This window comes from Halobellus rufus (genome assembly GCF_000739575.1).
Lineage (GTDB): Archaea > Halobacteriota > Halobacteria > Halobacteriales > Haloferacaceae > Haloquadratum > Haloquadratum rufum.
Genome location: NZ_BBJO01000014.1, coordinates 233588 through 257154, shown reverse-complemented (window position 1 = coordinate 257154; position 23567 = coordinate 233588). Strand labels below are relative to the sequence as shown.

At 64.8% G+C, this 23567-nt stretch carries 16 protein-coding genes and 2 pseudogenes; 9 read left to right on the top strand and 9 right to left on the bottom strand.

Annotated elements, in window-relative coordinates; genetic code table 11:
- Window positions 1–22: 22 nt before the first annotated feature.
- Genes ACP99_RS07745 through ACP99_RS07730 form a run of 4 tightly spaced genes read right to left on the bottom strand, consistent with a single transcriptional unit; the run spans window position 23 to window position 4644 of the window.
- Complete coding sequence (locus ACP99_RS07745) at window positions 23–1159, bottom strand: MBL fold metallo-hydrolase (protein WP_231554242.1); 1137 nt, start codon at window positions 1157–1159, stop codon at window positions 23–25.
- The gene (locus ACP99_RS07740; protein WP_049986037.1) at window positions 1110–2579 is read right to left on the bottom strand and encodes a UbiD family decarboxylase domain-containing protein; all 1470 of its coding nucleotides are present in this window, start codon (window positions 2577–2579) and stop codon (window positions 1110–1112) included. Before ACP99_RS07740 ends, ACP99_RS07745 begins: the two co-directional genes overlap by 50 nt.
- On the bottom strand, window positions 2576–4141 hold the full coding sequence (locus ACP99_RS07735; protein ID WP_049986036.1) for a UbiD family decarboxylase: 1566 nt from the start codon (window positions 4139–4141) through the stop codon (window positions 2576–2578). The genes ACP99_RS07740 and ACP99_RS07735 overlap by 4 nt, the downstream gene beginning before the upstream one ends.
- Window positions 4141–4644: a hypothetical protein gene (locus ACP99_RS07730; RefSeq protein WP_049986035.1), complete on the bottom strand. Its 504-nt coding sequence runs from the start codon at window positions 4642–4644 to the stop codon at window positions 4141–4143. Before ACP99_RS07730 ends, ACP99_RS07735 begins: the two co-directional genes overlap by 1 nt.
- A gap of 134 nt (window positions 4645–4778) precedes the next feature.
- On the opposite strand from ACP99_RS07730, the gene ACP99_RS07725 reads away from it, so the two are divergent.
- Window positions 4779–5558 carry an enoyl-CoA hydratase/isomerase family protein gene (locus tag ACP99_RS07725; protein WP_049986034.1) on the top strand — a complete coding sequence of 260 codons (780 nt, stop codon included), beginning with the start codon at window positions 4779–4781 and terminating at the stop codon, window positions 5556–5558.
- A 398-nt stretch (window positions 5559–5956) separates the two neighbouring features.
- Here ACP99_RS07725 and ACP99_RS07720 read toward each other — a convergent pair whose 3' ends face one another.
- Window positions 5957–7015 (bottom strand): mechanosensitive ion channel family protein, encoded by a 1059-nt coding sequence (locus ACP99_RS07720; protein ID WP_081927264.1) that lies wholly within the window; start codon window positions 7013–7015, stop codon window positions 5957–5959.
- 185 nt (window positions 7016–7200) lie between these two features.
- On the bottom strand, window positions 7201–7791 hold the full coding sequence (locus ACP99_RS07715) for a TetR/AcrR family transcriptional regulator (protein ID WP_049986033.1): 591 nt from the start codon (window positions 7789–7791) through the stop codon (window positions 7201–7203).
- A gap of 178 nt (window positions 7792–7969) precedes the next feature.
- Here ACP99_RS07715 and ACP99_RS07710 point away from each other — a divergent pair, with 178 nt between their 5' ends.
- The 7 genes and pseudogenes from ACP99_RS07710 (at window position 7970) to ACP99_RS07685 (ending at window position 14127) form a co-directional block, all read left to right on the top strand.
- Window positions 7970–8566 (top strand): TetR/AcrR family transcriptional regulator, encoded by a 597-nt coding sequence (locus ACP99_RS07710; RefSeq protein ID WP_049986032.1) that lies wholly within the window; start codon window positions 7970–7972, stop codon window positions 8564–8566.
- Window positions 8566–10065, top strand: a complete 1500-nt coding sequence (locus ACP99_RS07705; RefSeq protein WP_049986031.1) for an MATE family efflux transporter — start codon at window positions 8566–8568, stop codon at window positions 10063–10065. The genes ACP99_RS07710 and ACP99_RS07705 overlap by 1 nt, the downstream gene beginning before the upstream one ends.
- Before the next feature lie 444 nt (window positions 10066–10509).
- On the top strand, window positions 10510–11685 hold the full coding sequence (locus tag ACP99_RS07700; protein ID WP_049986030.1) for an inorganic phosphate transporter: 1176 nt from the start codon (window positions 10510–10512) through the stop codon (window positions 11683–11685).
- Between the two features lie 52 nt (window positions 11686–11737).
- Window positions 11738–12142, top strand: coding sequence for a hypothetical protein (locus tag ACP99_RS07695; protein ID WP_049986029.1), 405 nt, complete (start codon window positions 11738–11740; stop codon window positions 12140–12142).
- Window positions 12143–12427: 285 nt separating this feature from the next.
- A complete protein-coding gene (locus ACP99_RS20455) occupies window positions 12428–12547 on the top strand; it encodes a DUF7512 family protein (protein WP_449271588.1) in 120 nt (39 codons plus the stop codon).
- A 6-nt stretch (window positions 12548–12553) separates the two neighbouring features.
- Window positions 12554–13584: pseudogene (locus tag ACP99_RS07690) on the top strand (sulfite exporter TauE/SafE family protein).
- A gap of 135 nt (window positions 13585–13719) precedes the next feature.
- The gene (locus ACP99_RS07685) at window positions 13720–14127 is read left to right on the top strand and encodes a helix-turn-helix domain-containing protein (protein WP_049986028.1); all 408 of its coding nucleotides are present in this window, start codon (window positions 13720–13722) and stop codon (window positions 14125–14127) included.
- Window positions 14128–14275: 148 nt separating this feature from the next.
- Here the strand turns inward: ACP99_RS07685 and ACP99_RS07680 are convergent, their stop codons facing one another.
- Window positions 14276–16195 (bottom strand): beta-CASP ribonuclease aCPSF1, encoded by a 1920-nt coding sequence (locus tag ACP99_RS07680; protein WP_049986027.1) that lies wholly within the window; start codon window positions 16193–16195, stop codon window positions 14276–14278.
- Between the two features lie 549 nt (window positions 16196–16744).
- Between ACP99_RS07680 and ACP99_RS07675 the strand changes: the two are divergent.
- Window positions 16745–19398: pseudogene (locus tag ACP99_RS07675) on the top strand (heavy metal translocating P-type ATPase).
- Window positions 19399–19605: 207 nt separating this feature from the next.
- Here the strand turns inward: ACP99_RS07675 and glmM are convergent.
- Both glmM and ACP99_RS07665 read right to left on the bottom strand, forming a co-directional pair.
- A complete protein-coding gene (gene glmM / locus ACP99_RS07670) occupies window positions 19606–21066 on the bottom strand; it encodes a phosphoglucosamine mutase (RefSeq protein ID WP_049986026.1) in 1461 nt (486 codons plus the stop codon).
- A 408-nt stretch (window positions 21067–21474) separates the two neighbouring features.
- Window positions 21475–22734 carry an orc1/cdc6 family replication initiation protein gene (locus ACP99_RS07665; RefSeq protein ID WP_049986025.1) on the bottom strand — a complete coding sequence of 420 codons (1260 nt, stop codon included), beginning with the start codon at window positions 22732–22734 and terminating at the stop codon, window positions 21475–21477.
- Between the last annotated feature and the right edge of the window lie 833 nt (window positions 22735–23567).

The window sequence follows — 23567 nt, the reverse complement described above, 5'->3', positions numbered from 1 at the left end:
TACCCCTGACACGCCGGGGGACTTATCTGTAACGCGACGCCGACACCGCGCGCTCGAACCGCTCGTCCGCCGCGTCGCCGACCCGGGCGTAGCGATCCGGGTCCGAGTCGGTCCGGACGGCCAGCCCCGCCTCGACCCCGAACCGGAGGTGGGCGGCGGCCTCGCCGGCACCCATCTTCGCGTGGATGCCGGACATCTCGCCGAAGAGGTCGCGGGCCACCTGCCAGGGCGTCCGACCGCGACCGCCGGCTTCGGTGGCGCGCTCCGAGTCCGGTTCGTCCTCGTCCCGGGAGTCGGAGTCGACCCGGGGAAGCGACCGGACCGCGTTTCGGAGCCGATCGGCGTGGTGCTCGCGTATCTCCGTGATCCGCGACCGCAGGGCGACCGTCGGGCCGTGTCCGGGAAACGCGCGGACGGCCCTGGATTCGCGGTCTGCTTCCGGGGCTGCGGCATCGTCGGACCCGAAATGATCGAGCAGGCCGTCGAGCGTGTCGAGGTACGTCGACAGGGGCCGTTCGACCCGCGTGTCGGACCCGCCGACGTTCGGCGTGTACGTCGGGAGCACCGCGTCGCCGACGAAGAGCGCGTCGCCGGCGCTGATCGCGACGTGGCCGGCGGTGTGTCCCGGCGTGTGAACGACGTCGGTCCCTCGGATCTGATCGCCTTGCGTGACGCTCGTTACCGGCGTCGTATCGGGCATCGGCGACGGATCGTCGCCGTCGACCACCGCGTCCACGACTCGGTCGGGCACGCCCCACCCGCGAAGCGTCCGCGCGTCGCGTTCGACGCGTCGCCCGCGCTCGGCGGCGTAGTCTCCGACGAGGGGCGCGTCGGCCTCGTGGAGGAACAGCTCCGCGTCGGCGCGTTCGGCCAGTCGGGGCGCGAGACCGGCGTGGTCCGCGTGCCAGTGGGTGACGACGACCGCCTCGACGTCCTCGATCGATACGGAGGCGCTCTGGAACCCGGAACCGAGGACGTCCCACGCGTGATCGCCGGGCGGTCCCGGATCGACGACGACGCCGTGCTCGGGGAGGACGTACGTGCTGTTGGTTCCCTCGGGGCTCGATCCGGTGTGGTCGATGCGTTCGACGTCCGGAGTCGCCCGCCCCTCACGCATCGTCGCCGCTCCCGGCGTCCATCCCCCGCCGTTCGTTGCCACGTTCGGGCTCGTACTCCGGTCCGTGGTCGAACCCGAGCGACTTCCAGTTGGTGCGGACCGACTCCCGGAGCGCGGCCGGATACGTCGTCTCGAAGGTGACTCGCGGGGCGATGTACTCCTCGTCCCATCGGGGGTCCCACGCCGCGTCGACGTAGACGTTCGAACCGGTCGAGCCGTCCTGTCGGTAGTGGGTCGCGCTCGCCGGCGGCGCTTCCGGATCGGAGAACTCCCAGTCGTTCGCCGGGTGGGCTTTCACCCAGATGTCGTCGAAGGCGCGTCCGAGGTCCATCGGGAGCGTCTCCGTGTCGAGCACCACGACCTTATCGAACAGTCGCGAGAACGAGAACAGGGTGTTCGCCAACTGCCACTCGAAGCCCGCATAGAGGATGTCGCTGGCGACGAGACACACGCCGAGTCCCGCCTCTGCGGGGACCGCGAGCCACTCGACGGGGGTGACCCCCCAGTAGTTGTTCACGCGCCCGTACAAGCGCGCCGACTCGATGATCGAGAGGAGACTGCGGCCGTCGGACATCGGGGCTCCGGTGGGTGAAAAGGGAATCACCGGGTCGGTGCGAGTCGACACGCGTGAGACGCGCGCGTTGATCGTCGCCGTCGCCACGGCGTCTTCCCACGGCGATCGCGGGCCCGCGGGCTGCCGGGCTTCGCCCGTGACGACCGCTTCGACGACGATTTCGCTGTCGGCAGGGACCGCTCCCGCGGGCGTCGGCGCGACCGGAACGGTCCCGAGCGAGGCGGCGACCCGCGGCGGGGCGGCGATGTGGGACTCGCCGACCCATCCCATCGTCGCGCCGATCAACGCGGCCGGCGGCGCGCCCAACACGAGCGACAGGGGCGATCCCTCCTCGGTGGATTCGAGTGCGCCGGCCGGAACGGACAGTCGGAGTCCGTCGCTACCGTGGACCGATCCCCGGACGGGCAGCCAGCGGACCGCGTCGACGTCGGTCGCCTCGCCGTCCTGGACCGCCGGGACCGCGGCGAGTCCGAGCGTCACGACGGGAACGTCCGTATCGCCGATCGCCGGAATCCCGAGCGACCGGAGGTCCGTCTCCGTCTCCGAGGCCGCCAGCTCCGCGGTGTTCGGATCCTCGTCGCCACCGCGGGCGGCCACGAGCGCGTCGAGTACCGTCAGGTAATCCGCGTCGTATCCGAGCCCGAGTGCGGAGCCGATGCGCGACCACGGTTCCCGCGATCGGACCGACAGCCGATCCGGCCCAGCGAGCGCACCGGAGACGCAGCGAGCCGCGCCACCGGTGTCGGTGAGGAGCACCGCCGGCCCGTTCGCGTCGGTTGCCTCCGCGCCGACCGCGGCCGCGGTGTCGGCCCAGTGCGTTGGCCGCGCAATTTCGACGAGGTCGTCGGCCGCATCGAGGCGTTCGAGGTGCGCCCGGAAGTCCGTCACCGTTCGTCACCCCCAGAGGCCCGCGTGGCGTCGTTCGAGAGGTCGACACCGGCTGCGGCGAGGATATCGCGTGCCCGTGATCGCAGCTCGGGGGCCGGGAGCGACCTGCCGCCCGCATCTCCCCCCTCCTTGCTGGTCGTCGCGTCGATGTAGGCCTTCGCCGTCTTGGACTTCGAGGTCCCTGTCTTGGCGTCGCCCTTCTCCTCGGGCGTCTGATAGATGTTCAGCGGGACTTTCGGCATCGCCTCGACGCCGAACTGGTGGAAGTCGGCGTCCGGATCGGCGTGCAAGGCGAGCGCTTCGAGCACGTCCCGCGTCGAGAGCGGGTCCACCTCCGGATCCACGAAGATGAAGAAGTCGACGTGCAGCATCCCCCAGGTGGTGAAGATGAAGTTCGCCAACTCGTGGAGGTACCCGGGGCGTGGTACGTCTGTCGAGACGACGTAGGCCGTTCGCGGCGTGAAGCGCCACGGGACGCACTTCTCGACGTCGTATCCGGCGGCTCGGAGCCCGAGCGTCGCGTCCGGGCCCACGCACGCGACCTCGGTCGTCGAACTGGTGTTCTGCGAGTACCCCACGCCTGACCCCTCCACGCAGAACGGGATGATCGGGTTCTCGCGGTGGGTGATCGCGTCGACCCGCAGGACCGGCATCGACCGTCGCGGGCCGTGCATATACCCGAAGTAGTCGCCGAACGGCCCCTCGTCCAACCGTTCGCCGGGGAGAATCTCCCCCTCGACGACGAGTTCGGCGCTGGCGGGCACCTCGAGGTCGTTCGTCGTGCACTCGACGAGTTCGATCGGCTCGCCCTTGAGCCCGCCCGCGAACGCCGCTTCGTCGCTGCCCGTCGGAATCCACATCGAGGCGGTGAACTGGGCGGCGGGCTCGACGCCCACGGCGAGGGCGACCGGCATCGGCTCGTCTCGCTGCTCGTAGCGGTAATAAAACAGGTTCGGCGTCTGCTCGCCGGCCAAGAGGAGGACGCTAGCGCGGTCCCCGTCTTGGATCATCGCACGGTGGGACGACCAGTCGATCCACGAGGACTCGGGATCGGGGACGACCATCGTGTGGAGGTTCGAGTAACGGCCGCCGTCGGCGGCGTGGATATAGGGCCACGGGAACGCGAACAGGTCCGCATCGGTGCCGCGGTGGATGACCTCCTTGCACGGTGCCGACGCCGCATCGACGGTGTCCGGCTGGATCGGTGAGCGAAGCCGGTCGATGACCGTCTCGTAGTACGCGTCGCCGCTGAGGTCGGGCGGAAGTCCGAGCGCTCGCGCCGCCCGGTCCCACGGACGCGACCGCGAACCGCGATAGGGGTCGCCGACCAGCCGCGCCGATACCTGGCTGTCACCGATCGACTCGAAGACCGGGATCCGGTCGTCGCGGTCGTTCGCCAGCATCGTGATGGCACTGGCCTCCAAGTTCCACGAGACCTCGGTCTCGATGCGGTTCAACTGGTCGGCCGCTTCCAAGTCGGTCAGGTACGCCCGGAGACTGTCTGCGGGGTCGTCCGGACCCGGTACGGTGGCTCCGCCGTCCGGAGCCGCTCCTTCCCGCATCACTCGTCATCGCCCCCGCTCAGGCGGAGTTCGAGGTCCTCGCGTTCGTGCTCGGTCCGGAGGTCGACGTACCGTTCTACCAGTTCCGGCCGGATCTCCGAGAGGTGGTCGCGAAGCAACGAGCGGACCGCGTTGGAGACCGAACTGTACTCGCCGGTCTCCACCAGATACGACACCAGCGTCTTGACGTCCTCCCCGCGGGCCGTGATGACGTCTGAGCCCTCACGAGTCTCCTCGAGACACGCTCGCAGAGTCTCTTCGTCCACGCTCGGTTCCTCGACCTGCGTCTCGAGGATCTCGATGTACCACTGCTCCTCTCTGTTCTCGTGGGGGCCCCGTAGGATGGTCAGCGGATCCGGGTCGGTGAGACCGTCGGGGTCGCGGGCGATTCGGGCGCGGGTCCTGAAGATGTGCTTCGTCGCCTGGTCCATCACCTGCAGGGTGAGTTCGCCGCTCGTGTCGGCAGGCAGGTGGTCCTCGGAGGTAATGTACTGGTCGCTCACGCGCCCACCCCGCCCGTGCCTGCCAGCGTGTTCATACCACAGTATCCGGGTGCGATCCATTATAAAATCTTCCCGCTGGACTCCCCACACTCACGGATACGAACGTTGATTACGATCGGTAACAGTCCGTCAGTATGGATTTCGAGACCTTAGATCTCACAGTCACAGAGGACGGAATCGCGACCGTTCGCCTCGCCAACGACCCGGTGAACGCGATCGACGAGACGATGCGCCGCGAACTGGGGGACGCCCTCGACGTCCTCCGGGAAGATCGGGTCCGGGTCGGCGTCTTCGCCGGCACCGAGAAGGTGTTCTCTGTCGGTGCGGACGTCGAACTCTTCGAGGAGGCCAGAGAGTGGACCACTGCGGAGTTCAGGTCCAACAGCCGGGTCCTCGGTCGCGTGTTCGAGGGGCTCGAAACGATCGAGAAGCCGATGGTCGCCGCGATCGAGGGAACGTGCGTGGGCGGCGGGTTGGAACTCGCACTCGCGTGTGACGTGCGGATCGTCTCGCCGACGGCCAAACTCGGCTTCCCCGAGCACAACATCGGATTGCTCCCCGGCCTCGGCGGCTGTTCGCGGTTCGTCCACCTCGTCGGCCCCGGTCGGGCTAAGGACATGATATTCACCGGGGAGTTGATCGACGGCGAGCGCGCAGGCGACATCGGCCTCGCCGAGCGGGTCGAAGACGATCCCGAAGCAAGCGCGATGGAGTACGCCGAGACGTTGCTCTCGCAGCCCCCACAGGCGCTCGGCCTCGCGAAACGAGCGGTCAACACGGCGCGCGACACCGATCTACAGACGGCGGGGCTCGTCGAGTCGCTGGCACAGAGCACGCTCATCGAGACGCGGGATCACGAGGAAGGTATCGAAGCATTCCGGGAGAAACGGGACGCGGAGTTCACCGGAGAGTAACCGACTCTGCGCTGTACGCCACCCGTGAGGGAGGGTTTCCTTTCGATCGAGACCCCCACCTCTGAGCGAATCGAGACAGTGGGTCCGGATCTGGGTTGATATCGAACTGCGGAGTTGTCCGGAAGTCGTCTGGAAGGAGACTCGCCGTTAGAGTAGATAGTAGGAAAATAATGCAATTAGTGCCCTTTTTTGAATATTCTATAAACCAAATGGATTTGAAATTATAAGATAGAGATTCGTCGATGAATGGCTATTTCACCGTGTTTTGAGCAATTTTCAGCTATAATACCCGTGTTAGATTATAGATTCAAGAGTATTTTCACCTGTATAAGGTTCTTAATTTACAAATTTCGTATCTTTTTCTTGGTTTTTGAGACAGAGTGCGAGGACGTGTCACCTCACGCGCGGTCGTCTGACTCCGGTTCGGTGTCGGTGTCCACGTCGGCGGAAGATTCGTCCTCGGAGGCCCCTTCGGCGGCGTCCGGGGTAACGCTGGCCCGCGCGGAATCGACCCACTCGTCGACGTTCTCAGCGACGTACTCCTGTCCACCCAGCCCGACGGCGAGGCCGATGCCGATCGCGAGCGCGATCGCCAACGCGCCGAAGAACGCGGCGACGAACGCGGTGAAGAGGTTCGTCAACACGAGGATCTCGAACCCGATGGTCGCGACGGCGATGGTGATCGTGATGTAATAGATGAGCACTTTGACCACCAAGCTGGCGACGTGAGCCGTCCGACCGTCGCCCATTCCACTCACGATCGCGGCGACGCGCTCGGCCACCCAGATACCCACGAGCAGGACCAGCAGACCACCGATCAACGCGGGGAGGTACGCCGCGAAGGTATCGAGTAGTTCCGAGAGCGCGTCGATCGCGAGGATGTCGGCGACCGCGAGCAGCGTCAACAGGTAGATGTAGTACGTGACCAAGAGTCCGACGAGCCGCCCGAACTCGCCCTCAGAGTCGCTGAGACGTTCCATCGGCGTTTCGCGCAGATAGCGACCGACGTTGAACCCGCCGACGACGTCGGCGACGAGGTCTCCGACGAAACGTCCGGCGATGAACCCGATGACGAGCACGACGAGCGCGCCCAGGATAACGGGCAAGAACGCTCCGAGCTCGGAGAGCAGTTGCGTCAGTTGCGGGATGTCCAACACGTCGGCGGCGGCCAGGATCGCGACGAAGTAGACGTAGAAAGCGACGATCTTTCCGAGCGCGTGGGCGATGCCGTCACCCTCGCCGGCGTTCTCCATCGCGGTACCCTCGGTGTAGCGGTCGACGCCGATTCGACGGACAATCCGTGTCACGAGGCCACCGAGCAGTCGCCCGACGAGGTAGCCGACGACGAGGATGACGAGCGCGGCGACCACCGTCGGAAGGTACGCGACCGCATCGGCGATCGCTTGGTTGACCGCGTCGCCGACCTGCAGGACGGTAACTGTGTTCTGGGTGAACATTACGGAAGGGTACTCCGCATACGACTATTGTTACTCAGCAGATATCATCGAATTCCGACGGTATGAGTCGTCTATGGTCCTAAAAGGAAGAGACGAACGTGGATCACCCCCCATCAGCCGTGCCAGTCGTCGAGCGGGAAATGTCGCGGAGTTACTGAGTAGTCAGGAAGTTCTACAACGTCACATCAACGAAGCGTCGCTTCGGCGTACTCCCTTGCAGTCTCTCTCGCAGTTTCGAGCGCCGAGAGGTCGTCTAAGACGACCGCCCGCGTGCGGCCGCCGTCGACGATGGTCATCAATGCCCGCGTGACGTGGTCGGCGTCGACGTCGTCGAAGACGCCCTCGTCGATACCGTGGTTGATGACGGCTTTGAGCATGTACCGGATGTACTCGTCGTTCTGTTTGAAGCGGTCGCGGAAGGCATCCTTGTAGGGGGCCTGACTCCGCATCTCTAAGAGGGCGACGGAGAGATCGGGATTCTCCTGCGGTTTGACGAGCAGCATATCGAGCAGCAGTTCCAGGCGCTTTTCCGGGTCTGTCGTCTCGACGGCGTGGATCGAATCGACGAAGCGTTCGAGGAGGTGGTCCAAGAAAGCGGCCAGCAGCTCTTCTTTGGTGTCGTAGTAGTAGTGCACCGCCGCGGTGGATTTGCCGTACTCCGCGGCGATCCGTTTGATCGTGAGATCAGCGTACCCGTGTTCGCGGAGCGCCCGATAGGTGGCCTGCATAATCTCCTCGTTCTGCTCGGGAAACTCCCGTTCCGAAGGGTCAGCCATCGTGTGCGTGAATCACCTGCGGTTGGTTAACGGTTTTGCACTGGGCGGCTCGCTCGTAGTTTTTTGAGTGGGCGGTAATTTCGTTCGCGTTGTATATAAAATTGAATTGGATTTTCGGCTTGATATTCGCCCTCGAAACCCTTTTGACTAACTAGTCAGTAAGTACCGTATCGACGCAATGGAGAACGACACCGCTACCGAGATCCTCGAGGCGACGCACAGAGCCCTCTGTCGCCGTGGATACGCGGACCTCACGCTCGGTGCGATCGCTGATGAGGCTGATCGCAGTACCTCTTCGATTCACTATCACTTCGACGACAAAGAGACCCTACTGCGGGAGTATCTGGATCACCTGCACACCAGATACATCGAGCGGATCGACGCAGTCGACGGGGGGACGTCGCGGGAGGAGTTGGGCTCGCTCCTGCAGCGCGCAATCGGTGAGGTCGAGCCGGCATCAAAAGCACCGTTCCGGACGGCACTGCTCGAAGTGAAGGCCCAAGCCCCGTACGACGACGCCGTCAGAGAGCGTCTGCGTGCCTTCGACGAGTTCCTTCTCGGACGGGTCGAAGACGTGATCGCCGACGGGATCGAAAGCGGACAATTCGACGAGCAGGTCGATGCAGCGGCCGCTGCGGACTTTCTCGTGACGGCGGTCATCGGCGCGCGAACTCGGAACGTTGCACTCGGTCACTCCGCCGACGTACGGAAGTCGATCGCACGGTACGTCGACGCGCAGCTCGTAGCCAAAGAGCCGACGGAGGCGACCCGCTGATGGGGCTGCGGTCCCGCATCGACGCGCTGTTCAAGGGTCCCGACGAGTTCGATCTGACGTCCGGAAGCATCGGCAAGCCGCTCTTTTTCCTCTCGATGCCGATCGTCGTCACCAACCTCTTCCAGACCGCCTACAACGTCGCCGACACGTTCTGGCTCGGCCAGTACAGCACCGACGCCCTGGCGGCGATCAGCTTCGCATTCCCGGTCGTCTTCCTCTTGATCTCCCTCGGGATGGGGGTCTCGGTCGCCGGAAGCGTTCTCGTCGCGCAGTACACGGGGGCGAACGCCGAACGCGAGGCCGAGTACGCCGCCTCACAGACGATGATCTTCGCGATCCTGCTGTCGGTCACGCTCGGGGTCGTCGGGTACTTCGTCGTCGAGCCGTTTCTCGGCGTCCTCGGAGCATCCCAGGACGTGCTCCCGCTGGCGACGAGCTACTTGGAGGTCATCTCGCTCGGGCTCCTGTTTATGTTCGGGTTCATGGTGTTCGTGGCGCTGATGCGCGGGTACGGCGACACGATCACGCCGATGCTCGTGATGTTCGGGTCCGTCGTGTTGAACATCGTCCTCGACCCGTTCCTCATCTTCGGGTTCGAGGGGAACCCGCTGTTCGGAATGGTGGGCGCGAACGGCCTCGAAGCCTCGCTGCTGGCGGCCACAGGGTACACGGGCTGGGGAATCACCGGCGCGGCAATCGCCACCGTGTTCGCGCGCACGCTGGCGTTGGTCGTCGGCCTGGCGATCATGTTCCGCGGCAACCGGGGGGTCCAGATCCGCCTCCGCGACATGGTTCCGAACCGCACCTACCTGCGGCGGCTGATCCGCATCGGCCTGCCAGCCTCGATCGAGGGCACCGGTCGTGCGCTGTCGATGAACCTCCTCTTGGTCATCGTCGCGCTGTTCCCGGACACCGTCGTCGCCGCCTACGGGATCGGAACCCGCGTCTTCTCCGTCATCGTCCTGCCCGCGATCGCGGTCGCCCGCGGCGTCGAGACGATGACCGGGCAGAATATGGGGGCGGACAAACCCGACCGGGCCGAGCGCGCCGCGGGACTGGCGGCAGCGGTGCTGTTCGGGATTCTCACGGCCGTCGGCGTCCTAGTGTGGTTCACTGCCGCACCGATCGCCGACCTGTTCACCGCCGACCCCGAGGTCGTCGAGGTCACGGCGCAGTTCCTCCGATACGTGGCGTTGACGTTCGGGTTCATCGGCGTGACGCGCGCGTACACCGGCAGTTTCCGCGGGGCGGGCAAGACGCTGACCGCGGCGGTGATCTCCGTGGTGATGCTCGGCGTGGTCCGCTTCCCGATCGCGTGGGTCGCCGCGGCCCCGCTCGGCGAGACCGGAATCTGGCTCTCGTTCGCCGTCTCGAACGTCGTCGGTGCAGCCGTCGCATACGGCTGGTATCGGCAGGGCACCTGGCGGGGAAGCGATCTCACCGAATCGAGGGTCGACATCGACGACCGAGCGGTCGAGCCGGCCGTCGACGGCGACTGATCCGCCGTCGTCGCCACTGGCCGAGGCGGCTCGGTCGCACCAGCATATGTGTAGCTACCGACCACGACCGGTAGTCTGCTAGAGGCTTTCGACGTACCAGTTTCGAGAGAAGTAACGATTCTATCTGCATCTATCGGCCCTATACGCGGTTTTAAGCGGTTTTCTGTGAGATAGGTGAGGAAGTATTCGTCCCCGTGGAACCAAATAATAGTGTATAGAAGTTGAATCATTATGCAAACATTTTTCCCGCGGCGTCCGGTACGGACGGGCACTGAATGAGTCCCCGCGACCGTTTCGATCGCGAATGCGCCTCCGACAGCGGTACGAGCTCGACCGCGAAGCCGCACGGCTGGAGAGCTACGCATAGCGTCGAGACCGCCCTGAAACCACCGCGGGAGCGAACGAGCCGGCCGGCTACCGGCGACAACTGAGAGGGACACCGCTATGGAGACTACCGTTATCGCGCTGTTCGTCGTGGCTTCCCTCGCGAGCCTGTTTATGGCCTGGGTCGTCGGGGCGGGATCGAGCGGTGCAACCCCGTTCGCGCCGGCGGTCGGAGCGAACGCGATCTCGACGATGCGAGCGGCCTTCGTCGTCGGGATATTCGGATTCCTCGGGGCGGTGACACAGGGAGCGAACGTCTCCGAAGCGGTCGGCAGCGGACTCATCGAGGGCGTTTCGCTACCAGCGACGGGCGTGATCCTCGTGTTGCTGCTCGGGGCCGGCCTGATGGCGATCGGGATCTACACCGGCTACCCCATCGCGACCGCGTTTACCGTCACCGGAGCCGTCATCGGCGTCGGCCTCGCGCTCGGGGGAGCGCCCGCGTGGGCGAAGTACCAACAGATCGGTCTCGTGTGGGTCGCCACGCCGTTCGTCGGCGGCGGTATCGCCTTCGCCATCGCGCGCGTCCTGCCACGCGAAGACGTTCCGGAGCGGTTCAGCGTGCCGGTGCTCGCGGGGCTCGTCGGCGCGGTCATCACGAACCTGGACTTCCCGACGCTGGGCCCCGACGGCGCGCCCGGCTCCCTCGCCGGTGCGGTCGCACGGACGGGGAGCGTCGACGCCACCGTGGCGATCGCAGCCACGAGCCTCGCCGCCGCCCTCGCCGTCGCCGCGCTCGTCCACTGGGATGTCTCGCGCGACCGGGACGGCGGTCTCCGACGGGTCCTGTTGGCGCTGGGTTCCCTGGTAGCCTTCTCGGCCGGGGGCAGTCAGGTCGGACTGGCCGTCGGACCGCTGCTCCCGCTGGCCGATCAGATCGATATGGTCTCGACGTTCGCCGTGTTGGTCGGTGGCGGCCTCGGAATACTCGTCGGGTCGTGGACGGGAGCCCCACGGATGATCAAGTCTCTGTCGCAGGATTACTCCTCGCTCGGCCCGCGTCGCTCGATCGCGACGCTCGTTCCGTCGTTCCTGATTGCACAGACCGCGGTACTTCTCGGCGTCCCCGTCTCGTTCAACGAGGTGATCGTCAGCGGGATCATCGGGAGCGGCGTCGCCGTCGGCGGCCGCGACGTCGTCGACGCGAGGAAGATTCTCCTCACCGTCGGCGCGTGGGTCGGTTCGCTGGCGCTGGCCCTAGCGCTCGGGTACGCCGCTGGGCTGATTCTCCCGTAGTTGACGGGGTCGACGGCGTAGTTTCATTGGCACCGGAACCCTCTATAGCGGTATGCTCCGAACGGTACTCTCGGCGATATGCGCCATCGAGGTCCTCAAACCCGAAGCGCTCATCGCCGCGGCAGAGCGTATCGCGCTCGAGAACCCGGACGACTGCGACCGACGCTCGTGGGTGAATCCCGGCGCTCGGCTCGAAGGGCTCGTAGTCCTCGCAGCGATGTGGCGCAGCGACGAGTCGTATACGACGTTCAAGCGGTTCCTCGGAGTCGTCGGACTGCTTGCGCTTCTGTTCCCGCGGGCGTACGTGAACTACGGTGGAGCGCTAGCCTACGCGGAGGCCTCCGAGCCAGAATGGAAACCGTGGGTGTACGCGGGAACGCGAGCGGTCGGCTTCGTCTACGTTTGCGTCGCGCTCAGCGAGTTGCGAGGAGTGTCGGTGACGAATACGGACGACTAGGCGATCCGCGCGAAACGCGCGAGAGCGCTTGCAAGCGGTGTCCGGAGACGAGATCGACCCCGTCGACAGCGGCGCGCGCTCGCTCAGAGTCATCGATACGTTATAGCGAACGAATCGATGTGCGCCGAATATAGTATTGTGCGATAATCCCAAAAGCGTTATTAGGTGCAAGCGGATACGAGGTGGTGAGTAGAATAGTATGGAACGCACACAATCATACAATTCGAAGGGTGAATCGAGATGGCGGACGTAGGTGCACTGTTCAGCGCGTCGGGAGAGGGAACGATGCAAGCGCTCACGCTCGTCGGTGCCGTCCTCCTGGAGGCGATGATCCTCTACGTCGGCTACGGTGCCCTGACCCGAGCGCTCGAACCGACCGTTCGCAAAGCACTCGGAGATGAATAACCACCGATGATAGAGATATTCGGAATCGGAGCCGCGACGCTGCTGCTGTTCGTCGGGTTCGGCCTGCTGATCGGCGTCCTGTTCGGATTCTTCGGGATGGGCGGGTCGTTCCTCGTCACGCCCGCGTTGTTGGTGATGGGCTACCCGTCGCGAGTCGCCGTCGGGAGCGGCCTCGCGTTCGTCTTCGGGACCTCAGTCATCGCGACGCTGAAGCACCGCGACCTCGGGCAGGTCGACTACAAACTCGGCGTACTGATGATCGCCGGGACCACCCTCGGTATCGAGGTCGGCAAGGAGATCGTCCTGCACCTCGAGACGCTGGGGCTAGCGGGGAACATCATCAGCGTCACGTACGTCGTGCTGCTCGGCGGGATCGGCGTGTTCGTCACCTACGAGGCGCTCAAGGGCGGCGACGGTGGCGGCATCGACCACGACGCCGACGGCGAAGCGACGCAGACGACATCCCCGACATCGCGAAGAAGATCCAGTCATACCGCGTACCACCGATGATCAGCCTTCGCGGGGGCGTCAGCGTCTCGCTGTGGATGATCCTCGGCGTCGCGTTCGCGACGGGGCTCCTCTCGGGGTTCCTCGGCGTCGGCGGGGGCTTCATCCGGATGCCCGCGCTGTTCTACCTGATCGGCGTGCCGGTGCCGATCGCCGTCGGGACCGACCTCTTCGAGATCGTTTTCTCGGGCGGGATCGGGAGCTTCCTGTACGCGATGGACGGCGGCGTGGACCTCTCGATCGTCCTGCCGCTCTTGGCGGGGAGCGCACTCGGCGCTCGCGTCGGATCGGCCGCGACGAGCATCGTCGACGAGGGCGAGATCAAGGTGTACTTCGGTCTGATGCTCCTCGGCGGATCGATCGCCGTCGCGGTGCGTGAAGTCGGCGGCTACCTCGAGATGCCGGTGTTCGATATGGTCAGCCTCGTGCTGATCCTCGGATCCGCGCTCCTCGTGAGCGGGATGGTCGTCTACAGCAGCATCGTCGAGATCCGCAAAGAGTTGGTGAACAAGCCACAGACGGCGGACTGATGCACGACGTCGGCGGCATCGACTCCACACAGTCGAGTTCGCCGGAGAGATCGCACCCTCTCCTCGGATTTCGGCGAGATTGTACGGATTCCACACAAGCCTTTTAATCACACGGTGCCAACTACGGAATAACAAATGCCAGATTCGATGTCCGAACAACTGAAACAGGATATGGAGTGTGAGGGGCTCTTGGAGTGTTTCCACGGCCTCAAGCAGCTCGACAAGCAGTGCTTTCAGGTGCTCGTGAGAGCCAACGAGCCCCTGACCGTCGACGAGGTCGCAGACATCGTCGAACGGGAGCGCTCGACGGCCTACCGGTCCATCCAGCGACTGCTGCAGTCGGGATTCATCCAGAAGGAACAGGTCAACTACGAGCAGGGCGGGTACTACCACGTGTACTCGCCGACGGATCCGGAGAAGATCTCCGACAGTATGCAGCGGATGCTCAACGACTGGTACGCGAAGATGGGACAGCTCATCCAGGAGTTCGAGGACAAGTACGAACAGCCCGACGCGGACACGGAAGTCCCGATCAAAGGATAGCTCGGCGGTGTCCGCCCGACCGCGGTCGCTCTACGGCGGCCCGGGTGGGCGTGGCTGTCGGGTCCACGATGCGGTTCTCGAACCTTTTCCCTCTACTTTTCGACGCTGAACGGTCGTTCTCCGGCGACCGATCGGACGTACGTCTCCGTCAGTCGAACCTGAACGTCTCGAGGTTCCGGGGGGCGTACGTCCGGACGTTGTACTTCTGATACAGCCCCGATGAGAGCTGGTCGGTCGAGGACTCGTCGCCGTGAACGCAGATGATCTCCTCGGGGCGGGGGTTCATCGTCCCGACGAAGTTCTCGAGCCCGCTCCTGTCAGCGTGCCCGGAGAACCCGCTGACGGACTCGACGTCGAACCTGAGCGTCAGTTGTTCGGACCGGCTGCCCCGGTCGCTGAACGGGATCTCTCGTCGGCCGCTCTGGATCCGGCGACCGAGCGTCCCCTGCGCCTGGTAGCCGACGAAGATGAGCTGGTTCTCCTCGTCGCCGCCGAGGAGTTCGAGCCACGACATAATCGGGCCGCCGGTGACCATCCCGGAGGTCGAGAGCACGATGCAGGGCTCCCCACCGGCGATCTCCTCGCGCATCTCCTGACCGCCGTCGACCTGCTGGAACTGCTCGGCGAGGAAAGGGTTCTCGTTCTCGTGGAGGATGCGGTCCCGGAGCCCGTCGCGGAGGAACTCGGGATACGCCGTGTGGATCGCGGTGGCCTCTCGGATCATCCCGTCGAGGTAGATCGGCATCGTGGGGAGCTTCCCCTCTCGCATCGCCTCCTCGAGGACCAACATAAGCTCCTGTGAGCGCCCAACGGCGAAGGCGGGGATGACGACCTTTCCGTCGCGGTCGTACGTCTCTCGGATGAGTTCGATCAGTTTGCGCTCGGAGTCCTCCTGGTCTGTCTGGTAGTCGTTGCGGCCGCCGTACGTCGACTCCATCACCAGCGACTCGACGCGGGGGAAGTCGTTCGAGGCCCCGTTGAACAGTCGGGTGTCGTCGTAGTGGATGTCGCCGGAGAAGACGATGTTGTGGAAGCCGTCGCCGATGTGGAAGTGCGTGACCGCCGAGCCGAGAATGTGGCCGGCGTTGTGGAACGTCAGCTTCACGTCCGGCGCGATGTCGGTGACGTCGCCGTAATCGACTGTGATCGTGTGTTTGAGCTCCTCGCGGACCATCTCGGACTCGTAGGGGGGCGTCCGCCCCTCTTTGGCGGCCACGTCGAGGTAGTCCAGTTGCAGCAGCCCCATCAGATCCCGCGTCGGCTCGGTCGTGTAGACCGGGCCGTCGTATCCGTATTTGAAGAGCAGCGGGAGCAGCGCCGAGTGATCGAGGTGCGCGTGCGTCAGCACGACCGCGTCGAGGTCGGCGATCGGGTTCGCCTCCGGCACCTGCAGGTAGGGGACTTCGCCCTCCGCGCCGGGTTTGTCGCCGCAGTCGACGAGGATGCGCGTCTCGGGAGTACTGAGCACGAAACTCGCGCGGCCGACCTCCCGGCAGCAACCGAGCGTCGTGACGCGGACCCACTCGGTCTCTTCGGTCTGTTCGCGGTGGATTCGCTTCCCGACGCGCTCGAGGAAGTCGCGGCGGTCGTCGCGCTCCTGCATCAGGAAGTTGCGGACGTTGTCGACCGTCGAGGACTCCATCGGCGGGGTCCGGAGGACGTCGGGCGTCCAACCGACCTCCTGAGTGATCTCCCGCAGCGTGCTCGCTCGTCGACCGATGACGAGGCCCGGTTTCTGCGCCTCGATCAGCACCTCGCCCGTCGCCGGATAGAACTGGAGGTTCGTGATGCCGGCCTCCTCGGGGATCAGATCGAGGATCTTCGGTTTCGCTTCCGCGGGGTCCAGCTGCGTTCCCGCCGCCGGCCTGACCGTGATGCGCTTCCGGAGGCTGCTCGCGAGTCGCCGAATCAGCCCGTCTCGCTCGGCGAACGCGCGGGGGGTCTCGGTGTAGATGACGAGTTCGGGGCCCTCGTAGGCGACGCGGGAGACGACGAGGTCTTCGGGGATTTCTTCTTCGAGTTCGGCTCTGACCGCTTCGAGCGGATCCGTGGTGTCGTTAGTGCTCATACATAGTGGAAAGCCGTGGGCGAGAGCCACCAAAATCCGTAGCCCCCACCACCGGAATCGTTGTTGCTGGGTCGTCGTCGAAAGCTGCGACGCGACCGAACGGACGAAATCGTTCAGTTTGATCTATCCGACAGCGTATATAAACGTTTTTCGCTGTTCGGGCGACTATCAGCCGAAGATTTCGTCGGGAAAAGAGATGTCGTCGCAGAATCCAGGCGGGTGCACGTCCTCCACAGACCTACCGATGGCCGTCTACGGCCGGAAGTCAGCTTTCGAATCCAAAGCCGTCCGACCCGGTGACAGTCTTACGGAGGCACTCGCAGTGAGGACGGACGCCCCCTGTCCAACAAGAGCTCGTCGCGACGTGGGACAGAGTGAGCGAAGTACGCCGAGTGTCGCCCGGAGCGGCATTGTCGGAGTGACGTTCGAGGACCGTTCACTTTCAGCTAAGATTCGCAGACTGGATTCGATTGTGAATTTCGTACGCTGCTTAGCTTCGCTTTCGAAGGGACAACTGCACTAAGAGAGGGACCCGTAGTGTACAGTAAGATGAACACGAGAACTGCCCACCTCGACATCACGGGGATGTCGTGTGCCAACTGTTCGGCGACGGTCGGGGACGCCCTCGAGACCCTCGACGGCGTCGTCGAGGCGAACGTCAACTTCGCGACGGACGAGGGCTCCGTCGAGTACGATCCCGACACCGTATCGCTCGGAGAGATATACGCGGCCATCGAGAACGCCGGCTACGGCGTCGTCTCCGAGACCGTCTCGATCGCGATCTCGGACATGACGTGTGCGAACTGCGCCGACACCAACCGAGAGGCTCTTGAAAACCTTCCCGGCGTCATCGACGCGAGGTGAACTACGCGACCGACGAGGCCCAGGTGCGGTACAACCCGGCGGACGTCTCCCGCGAGGAGATGTACGACGCCATCGAGGACGCGGGCTACTCGCCGGTTCGAGAGGACGATACCGAGGAGTCCGGCGGGGACGCACGCGACGCCGCTCGGGAGGCCGAGATCCGCAAGCAGCGCCGGCTCACGCTGTTCGGCGCGGCGCTTTCGACGCCGCTTCTGTTCTTCATCGTCGACAAACTCCTGCTCGGCGGTGCCGTGTTCCCGGAAACGGTCTTCGGCGTCGAGTTCGGCTGGGTCGAGTTCGCGCTCGCGACGCCCGTTCAGGTCGTTCTCGGGTGGCCCTTCTACAAGAACTCCTACAAGGCGATCGTGACGAACGGCCGGGCGAACATGGACGTGCTCATCGCTCTCGGCTCCACGACGGCGTACGTCTACTCCGTGTCTGTCCTCGCTGGTGCCATCGCCGGGAGTCTCTACTTCGACACGGCGGCGTTGATCCTCGTGTTCATCACCCTCGGCAACTACCTCGAGGCCCGCTCGAAGGGGCAGGCCGGCGAGGCGCTCCGGAAGCTACTGGAGATGGAAGCGGACACGGCGACCGTCGTCGACGAGGACGGCAACGAGCGCGAGATCCCGCTCGAAGACGTCGAGGTCGGCGACCGGATGAAGGTCCGCCCGGGCGAGCAGATCCCGACCGACGGCGTGGTCGTCGACGGCCAGTCCGCCGTCGACGAGTCGATGGTGACCGGCGAGTCCGTCCCCGTCGAGAAGGAGGAGGGCGACGAGGTCGTCGGCTCGACGATCAACGAGAACGGCGTGCTCGTCGTCGAGGCGACGAAGGTCGGCTCCGATACGGCCCTCCAGCAGATCGTCCAAACCGTCAAGGAGGCCCAGTCCCGCCAGCCCGAGATCCAGAATCTCGCGGACCGCATCTCGGCGTACTTCGTGCCCGCGGTCATCGCGAACGCGCTCCTCTGGGGCGTCGTCTGGTACCTGTTCCCCGGAACGCTCGCGAGCGTCGTCGAGTGGCTCCCCCTGTGGGGACTCGTCGCCGGCGGACCGGCGATCGCGGGCGGGGCAGTCTCGGTCTTCGAGTTCGCGGTCATCGTCTTCGCCTCGGCGGTCCTGATCGCCTGTCCCTGTGCGCTGGGGCTCGCGACGCCCGCCGCGACGATGGTGGGCACGACCATCGGCGCGCAGAACGGCGTCCTGTTCAAGGGCGGCGACGTGCTCGAACGCGCCAAGGACGTCGACACAGTCGTCTTCGACAAGACCGGAACGCTCACCGAGGGAGAGATGGAGCTCACCGACGTCGTCGTATTCGGTGACGACAGCAGTCTCGCGGCAGACGGCGGGGACGCGACCCCGGAGGACGGCGCTTCGGCGACCGACGGCGGCCAACTCCTCTCCCGCGACTCGCTCTCCGAGGACGACGTCCTCCGACTGGCCGCGTCCGCCGAGAGCGGCAGTGAACACCCCCTCGCTCGCGCCATCGTCGACGGAGCGGAAGCGCGCGGTCTCGAGGTGAGCGAACCCGAGGCGTTCGAGAACGTCCCCGGCCACGGGGTCGAAGCGACCGTCGACGGCGACGAGATCCTCGTCGGCAATCGGAAGCTGCTCGAGGACAACGGGATCGATCCCTCGCCCGCCGCGGAGACGATGGAGCGGCTCGAAAACGAGGGCAAGACCGCGATGCTCGTCGCCCGAGTACCCGCCGATTCGGACGGCGACGGGAGCGAGGGCCAACTGATCGGGGTCCTCGCCGACGCCGATACCGTCAAGGACAGCGCGAGAGACGCCGTGAGCCAGCTCCGAGAGCGCGGTATCGACGTGATGATGATCACCGGCGACAACGAGCGGACCGCCCGCGCCGTCGCCGAACGAGTCGGCATCGATCCCGAGAACGTCCGCGCGGAGGTCCTCCCCGAGGACAAGTCCGACGCCGTAGAATCGATCCAAGACGAGGGCCGGAAGGCGATGATGGTCGGCGACGGGGTCAACGACGCCCCCGCACTGGCGGTCGCCTACGTCGGCACCGCCATCGGTTCGGGGACCGACGTCGCCATCGAAGCGGCGGACGTGACGCTGATGCGCGACGACCCCCTGGACGTCGTGAAGGCCATCCGTATCTCCGATGCGACCCTCCAGAAGATCAAGCAGAACCTCGTCTGGGCGCTGGGGTACAACACCGCGATGATTCCGCTCGCCTCCCTCGGGTTACTCCAGCCCGTGCTCGCCGCCGGCGCGATGGCGTTCTCGTCGGTGTCGGTGCTGACGAACAGCCTGCTGTTCCGTCGGTACGAACCCGATCACGACTACGATCTACTCGGCCTGTTCCGCTGAAGAGGGCCGGCGTACTGACGGCCACATCGGGCGGAATCCAGCGCACACAGCTCCGTCGGGTTCGGATCGGCCCCTATGCGAACGTGCCAAACGTGCTCCTAGTCTGATCCCCGCGATAGGAGGTTTCTCCAGCCGTTTTTCTCCGTTTCGAACACCAGTATGTCCGCTGTTAGAAAGGTCGACCTCCCCCGTTTGAAAGACCGATCGTCAGCGGACGGCGTTGGCCGAGACGACGTCGAGCGCCGATTCGAGGAGTTCGTCTGCGGCCCGGTCTTCTCGGGCTTCCGCCGTCACCCGAACGAGCGGTTCCGTTCCGCTCGGTCGGACCAGGAACCATCCGTCGTCGGTCTCGACGCGGAGGCCGTCGATGGAGTCGATGTCGTTGTACCGGTCGCGGAGTTCCCGCTCGACGGCCTCCATCGACGCGGATCGGTCCTCGACAGGGATATTCTCGCGACGGGTGACGTAGGCGTCGGTCGGAAGTGCATCGAGGAGCCCGTCGAGAGACCCGCGCCGCGCGAGGAGCGAGACGAGGCGGAGCGCCGCGAGGTGGCCGTCCGGCGCGAGCGTCTGCTCGGGCCAGATCCACGCGCCGGAGGGCTCTCCGCCGAAGACGAACCCCTCCCGTGAGACCGCCTCCGCCACGTGGACGTCGCCGACGGGTGTGTACGCGACCTCGCCGCCGACCTCGGTCACTGCGTCGGCGACCAGTAAGCTCGTGTCGACTGGGACGGCGACGCGCGCGGGTCCGGTGCCCGTCCCGGTCGTTTTCGTGTCGGGAGCCGCACGGGCGGACTCGGGGTCGGAAGGCACGGCACCGTCGACGGCGTCGCGTGCGAAAAGCGCCAGGAGGACGTCGCCGGGGACGTACTCCCCCTCGGCGGTGACGGCGACCATCCTGTCTGCGTCGCCGTCGTGAGCGATTCCGAGGTCGGCGTCGAGGGCCGGGACCGCCGATCGGAGCGCGCCGAGGGTCTCGGCGTTCGGTTCGCTCTTCCGGGCCGGAAAGCGACCGTCCGGTTGTCCATCGAGTGTGTGAACGGTCGCGCCCAGCTCGTACAGCGCGTCGACGGTGACCCGGCCAGTGCCGTTGCCCAAGTCGACGACGATCGTCAGTCCCTCGAACGGGGACGCTTTCGAGGTAACCGATTCGGGTAGATCCGATTCCGAAACTGTCGCCGACAACGAGTCCGATTCCGTGACCGTCGCCACGAGTTGGTCGACGTGTCTCGCGGAGGCGTCATCGACGGGCCGTTCGGTTCCGAACTCGTCCCACGGGGCCGTCTGGGCGTCGTCGGCGTCGAGACGCTCCTCGATCGCGTCCGTCTGGGCGGGCGTGAACGCCTGGCCCGAGGGGTTCCACAGTTTGATTCCGTTGTCGGAGGCGGGGTTGTGCGATGCGGTGATGCCGACTCCGGCGTCAGCGCCGAACCACCGGACGCTCCTCGCGAGCGTCGGCGTCGAAACGATTCCAAGGCGAATCACGTCGGTCCCACACTCGCGCAGGCCCGCGGAGAGTGCGTCTGCGAGGACGGCCCCGGTCTCTCGTACGTCGCGTCCGACGACGACTTTATCCGCCTCGCTCGCGACGCCGCGACCCACGTCGACAGCGAGCCGGGCGTCCACCGCTTCGCCGACTGGTCCGCGTATCCCGCTCGTACCGAACATACAGATACGTCCACAGTCAGGGGGGCGGATGATAAGCCGACTGATCCGACAAGTAACTGGTAACGGTGGACGCCACGTGGTCGATTGGGGGTAGTTTGCTGTTAGGACCCCTCGGTGTCCGCTGTTACCTCGATCGCGAGACACCACGACGTCCTGAGAAAAGTCGGTGAAAGCCAGCAGCATAGTGATAGGCTGTGAACGCGGACACACCACAGTGTCCGGAGAAGCAGTGAGAGCGCGTCGCTCCGGGACGATCGAGTCGATAGCTACGGACATCGTGGTGTGGTACCAGGAGAGACGAATCGGTCGGCGAACCGTAACGCGTGCCGCAGCGATGGTACTCGGCGGGTCGCTCAGTGTCGTAGATCGCTCCGTGTCGCAGGCCGTCGGCGTCCCGGGTCGATCGGGTTAGACCTGTGAGAAGTCTTCGAGCGTCGGCGGTTCCTGATCGTCGTCCGTGTCGACGTACGGCGTGATCGAGTCGTGGACGCCCACGACTTCGACCGTGTCCGTCATCGCCGAGAGGATCAGTTCGACGTCCATATCGAGCGCGTACTCGCGGTAGGTGCCGCCGCGTCGACCCTCGTTGCGCTCGGTGACCGAGACGATGCCCAACATAGCCAACTCGCTGAGGTGATCGCGCATCCGACGCGGGACGAGGGGATCGCGGTTAGCGAGTTCGGCGAAGCGAGTGTATCGAGGCCTCACGTCGCGAGACCGGATGGGCGCTTCGCCTTCGAGATCGAGCGTCAAGAGCGCGTAGAGGACGAGGTGGCCGTGTTCGGTGAGGCCGTTGATCCCCTCTTTGATCCGTCCGCGTTCCAGCGCGCGTCGACCGCGACGGACGTGTTCTTCGGTGACTTGAGCCGTCTCCTCGTCCCGGGCCAGGTCGCCGGCCTTCATCAAGAGGTCGATCGACTGTCGCGCGTCACCGGCGTCCTTCGCACCGTAGGCCGCACACAACGGGATGACCTCGTCGCTGAGGACGTCGTCGTGGAAGGCCACCTCGCTCCGCTGTTCGAGGATCGCCCGGAGGTTCTCCGCGTTGTACGCGGGGAAGTGAAGCTCCTGTTCACAGAGGGAGCTTTTGACCTTCGGTGAGAGGTCGTCGCGGAACGAGAAGTCGTTCGAAATGCCGATGAGTCCGATTTTGGCGACTTCGAGGTCGCCGTTCGCGCGAGCCCTCGGGAGCTGATAGAGGATGCTGTCGTCGTTGACGTGATCGATCTCGTCGAGAACGACGAGGACGGTCCCACCGCGGTCGTCGAGGTCCTCCCAGAGCATCTCGTAGACGGACGCCAGCGGGTACCCGGTCGTCGAGATCTGGTTGGCCTCGGATCGGAGGTTGTTCACGAGACGTGTGGCGATCTGGTAGGAACTCGTGAGGCCGTCGCAGTTCAGGAAGATCACGGAGAGGTCGATGTCGTCGTACTGTGCGGCGTCCTCTTTGAGGTGCGCGAGGAGGTACTTCGTCGCCGCCGTCTTCCCGACGCCGGTCTTCCCGTACAGGAAGATGTTGTTCGGTTGCTCCCCGTTGATTACCGGCTGCAGGGCAGCTTGATACGTCTGTAACTCCTCGTCTCGTCCCACGAGCGCTTCCGGCTGGTAGTCCTCCCGTAAGGCGTCTCGATCACGATAGATATCGTTGTCCCGCTCGAAGAGGACCATTACACACCAGTATTCGAGCACTACATAAATAAAACCACGGTGTCCGGAGTGTCCGCTGTTCTCGTTGAAATAAAGGGTGGTCGAACACACCCCCTCCACTTTGTCCGCAGTTAACCGGGTATTGGGTGGGGGGTCGAATCCGTCTATTTGTTAACACAGGTTTTATTACTAGTTAGATTTAATTGGTCCGTGGTCTCAATTAATAGCGGTTGACGTGGGATCACGTTCAACCGCCTATTCGCGCGTGTCCGTGTTCTTCGTCGCCACTGACTGTGATTTCCGTTCGCCGTGATCCTCGGTCCGGCGTGGCGACCGAACTCAGCACTGACGCTATCGTCGCGTGACGTGATTTCGCGATCCTCGTCGTCGATCGAGGTTTTGCTTGCCACTTCGGTATTCCTTCACTCGCTCGGTTTCACTACCAACAGCGGAGTTCCCCCTGACAACGGTGGCGTTTCTTCCAACAACAGCGGACAAAGTGGAGGGGGAGGGTCGGGTGCACATCCGAACAGTGCGGCGAATACCACTCCGAGGCCGATCGGAAGCGTCCGATGGATAGAACTGCGGACATCGTGGTGTTCCCGAACGCCGCGGGAACGACTCGCTCTGTTCGATGGCCTATCTGTCCTTGAGGAGACTGCAACTGAGTCTCCTAGTGGGCTTTCAGCGGACATCGTGGTGTGGGTGTCAATCGCGCAGACGCAAGTCAGTGTGAGCGAGTCGTTATCGGAGAGTCACATACGAGAAGCTGTGCTTCGCCGGGGGCGAATCTGTTTCCAGAGGGGCGACCTCGCGATCATCCCCCTCCCACTCGCGGAGTACTGCGGACAAAG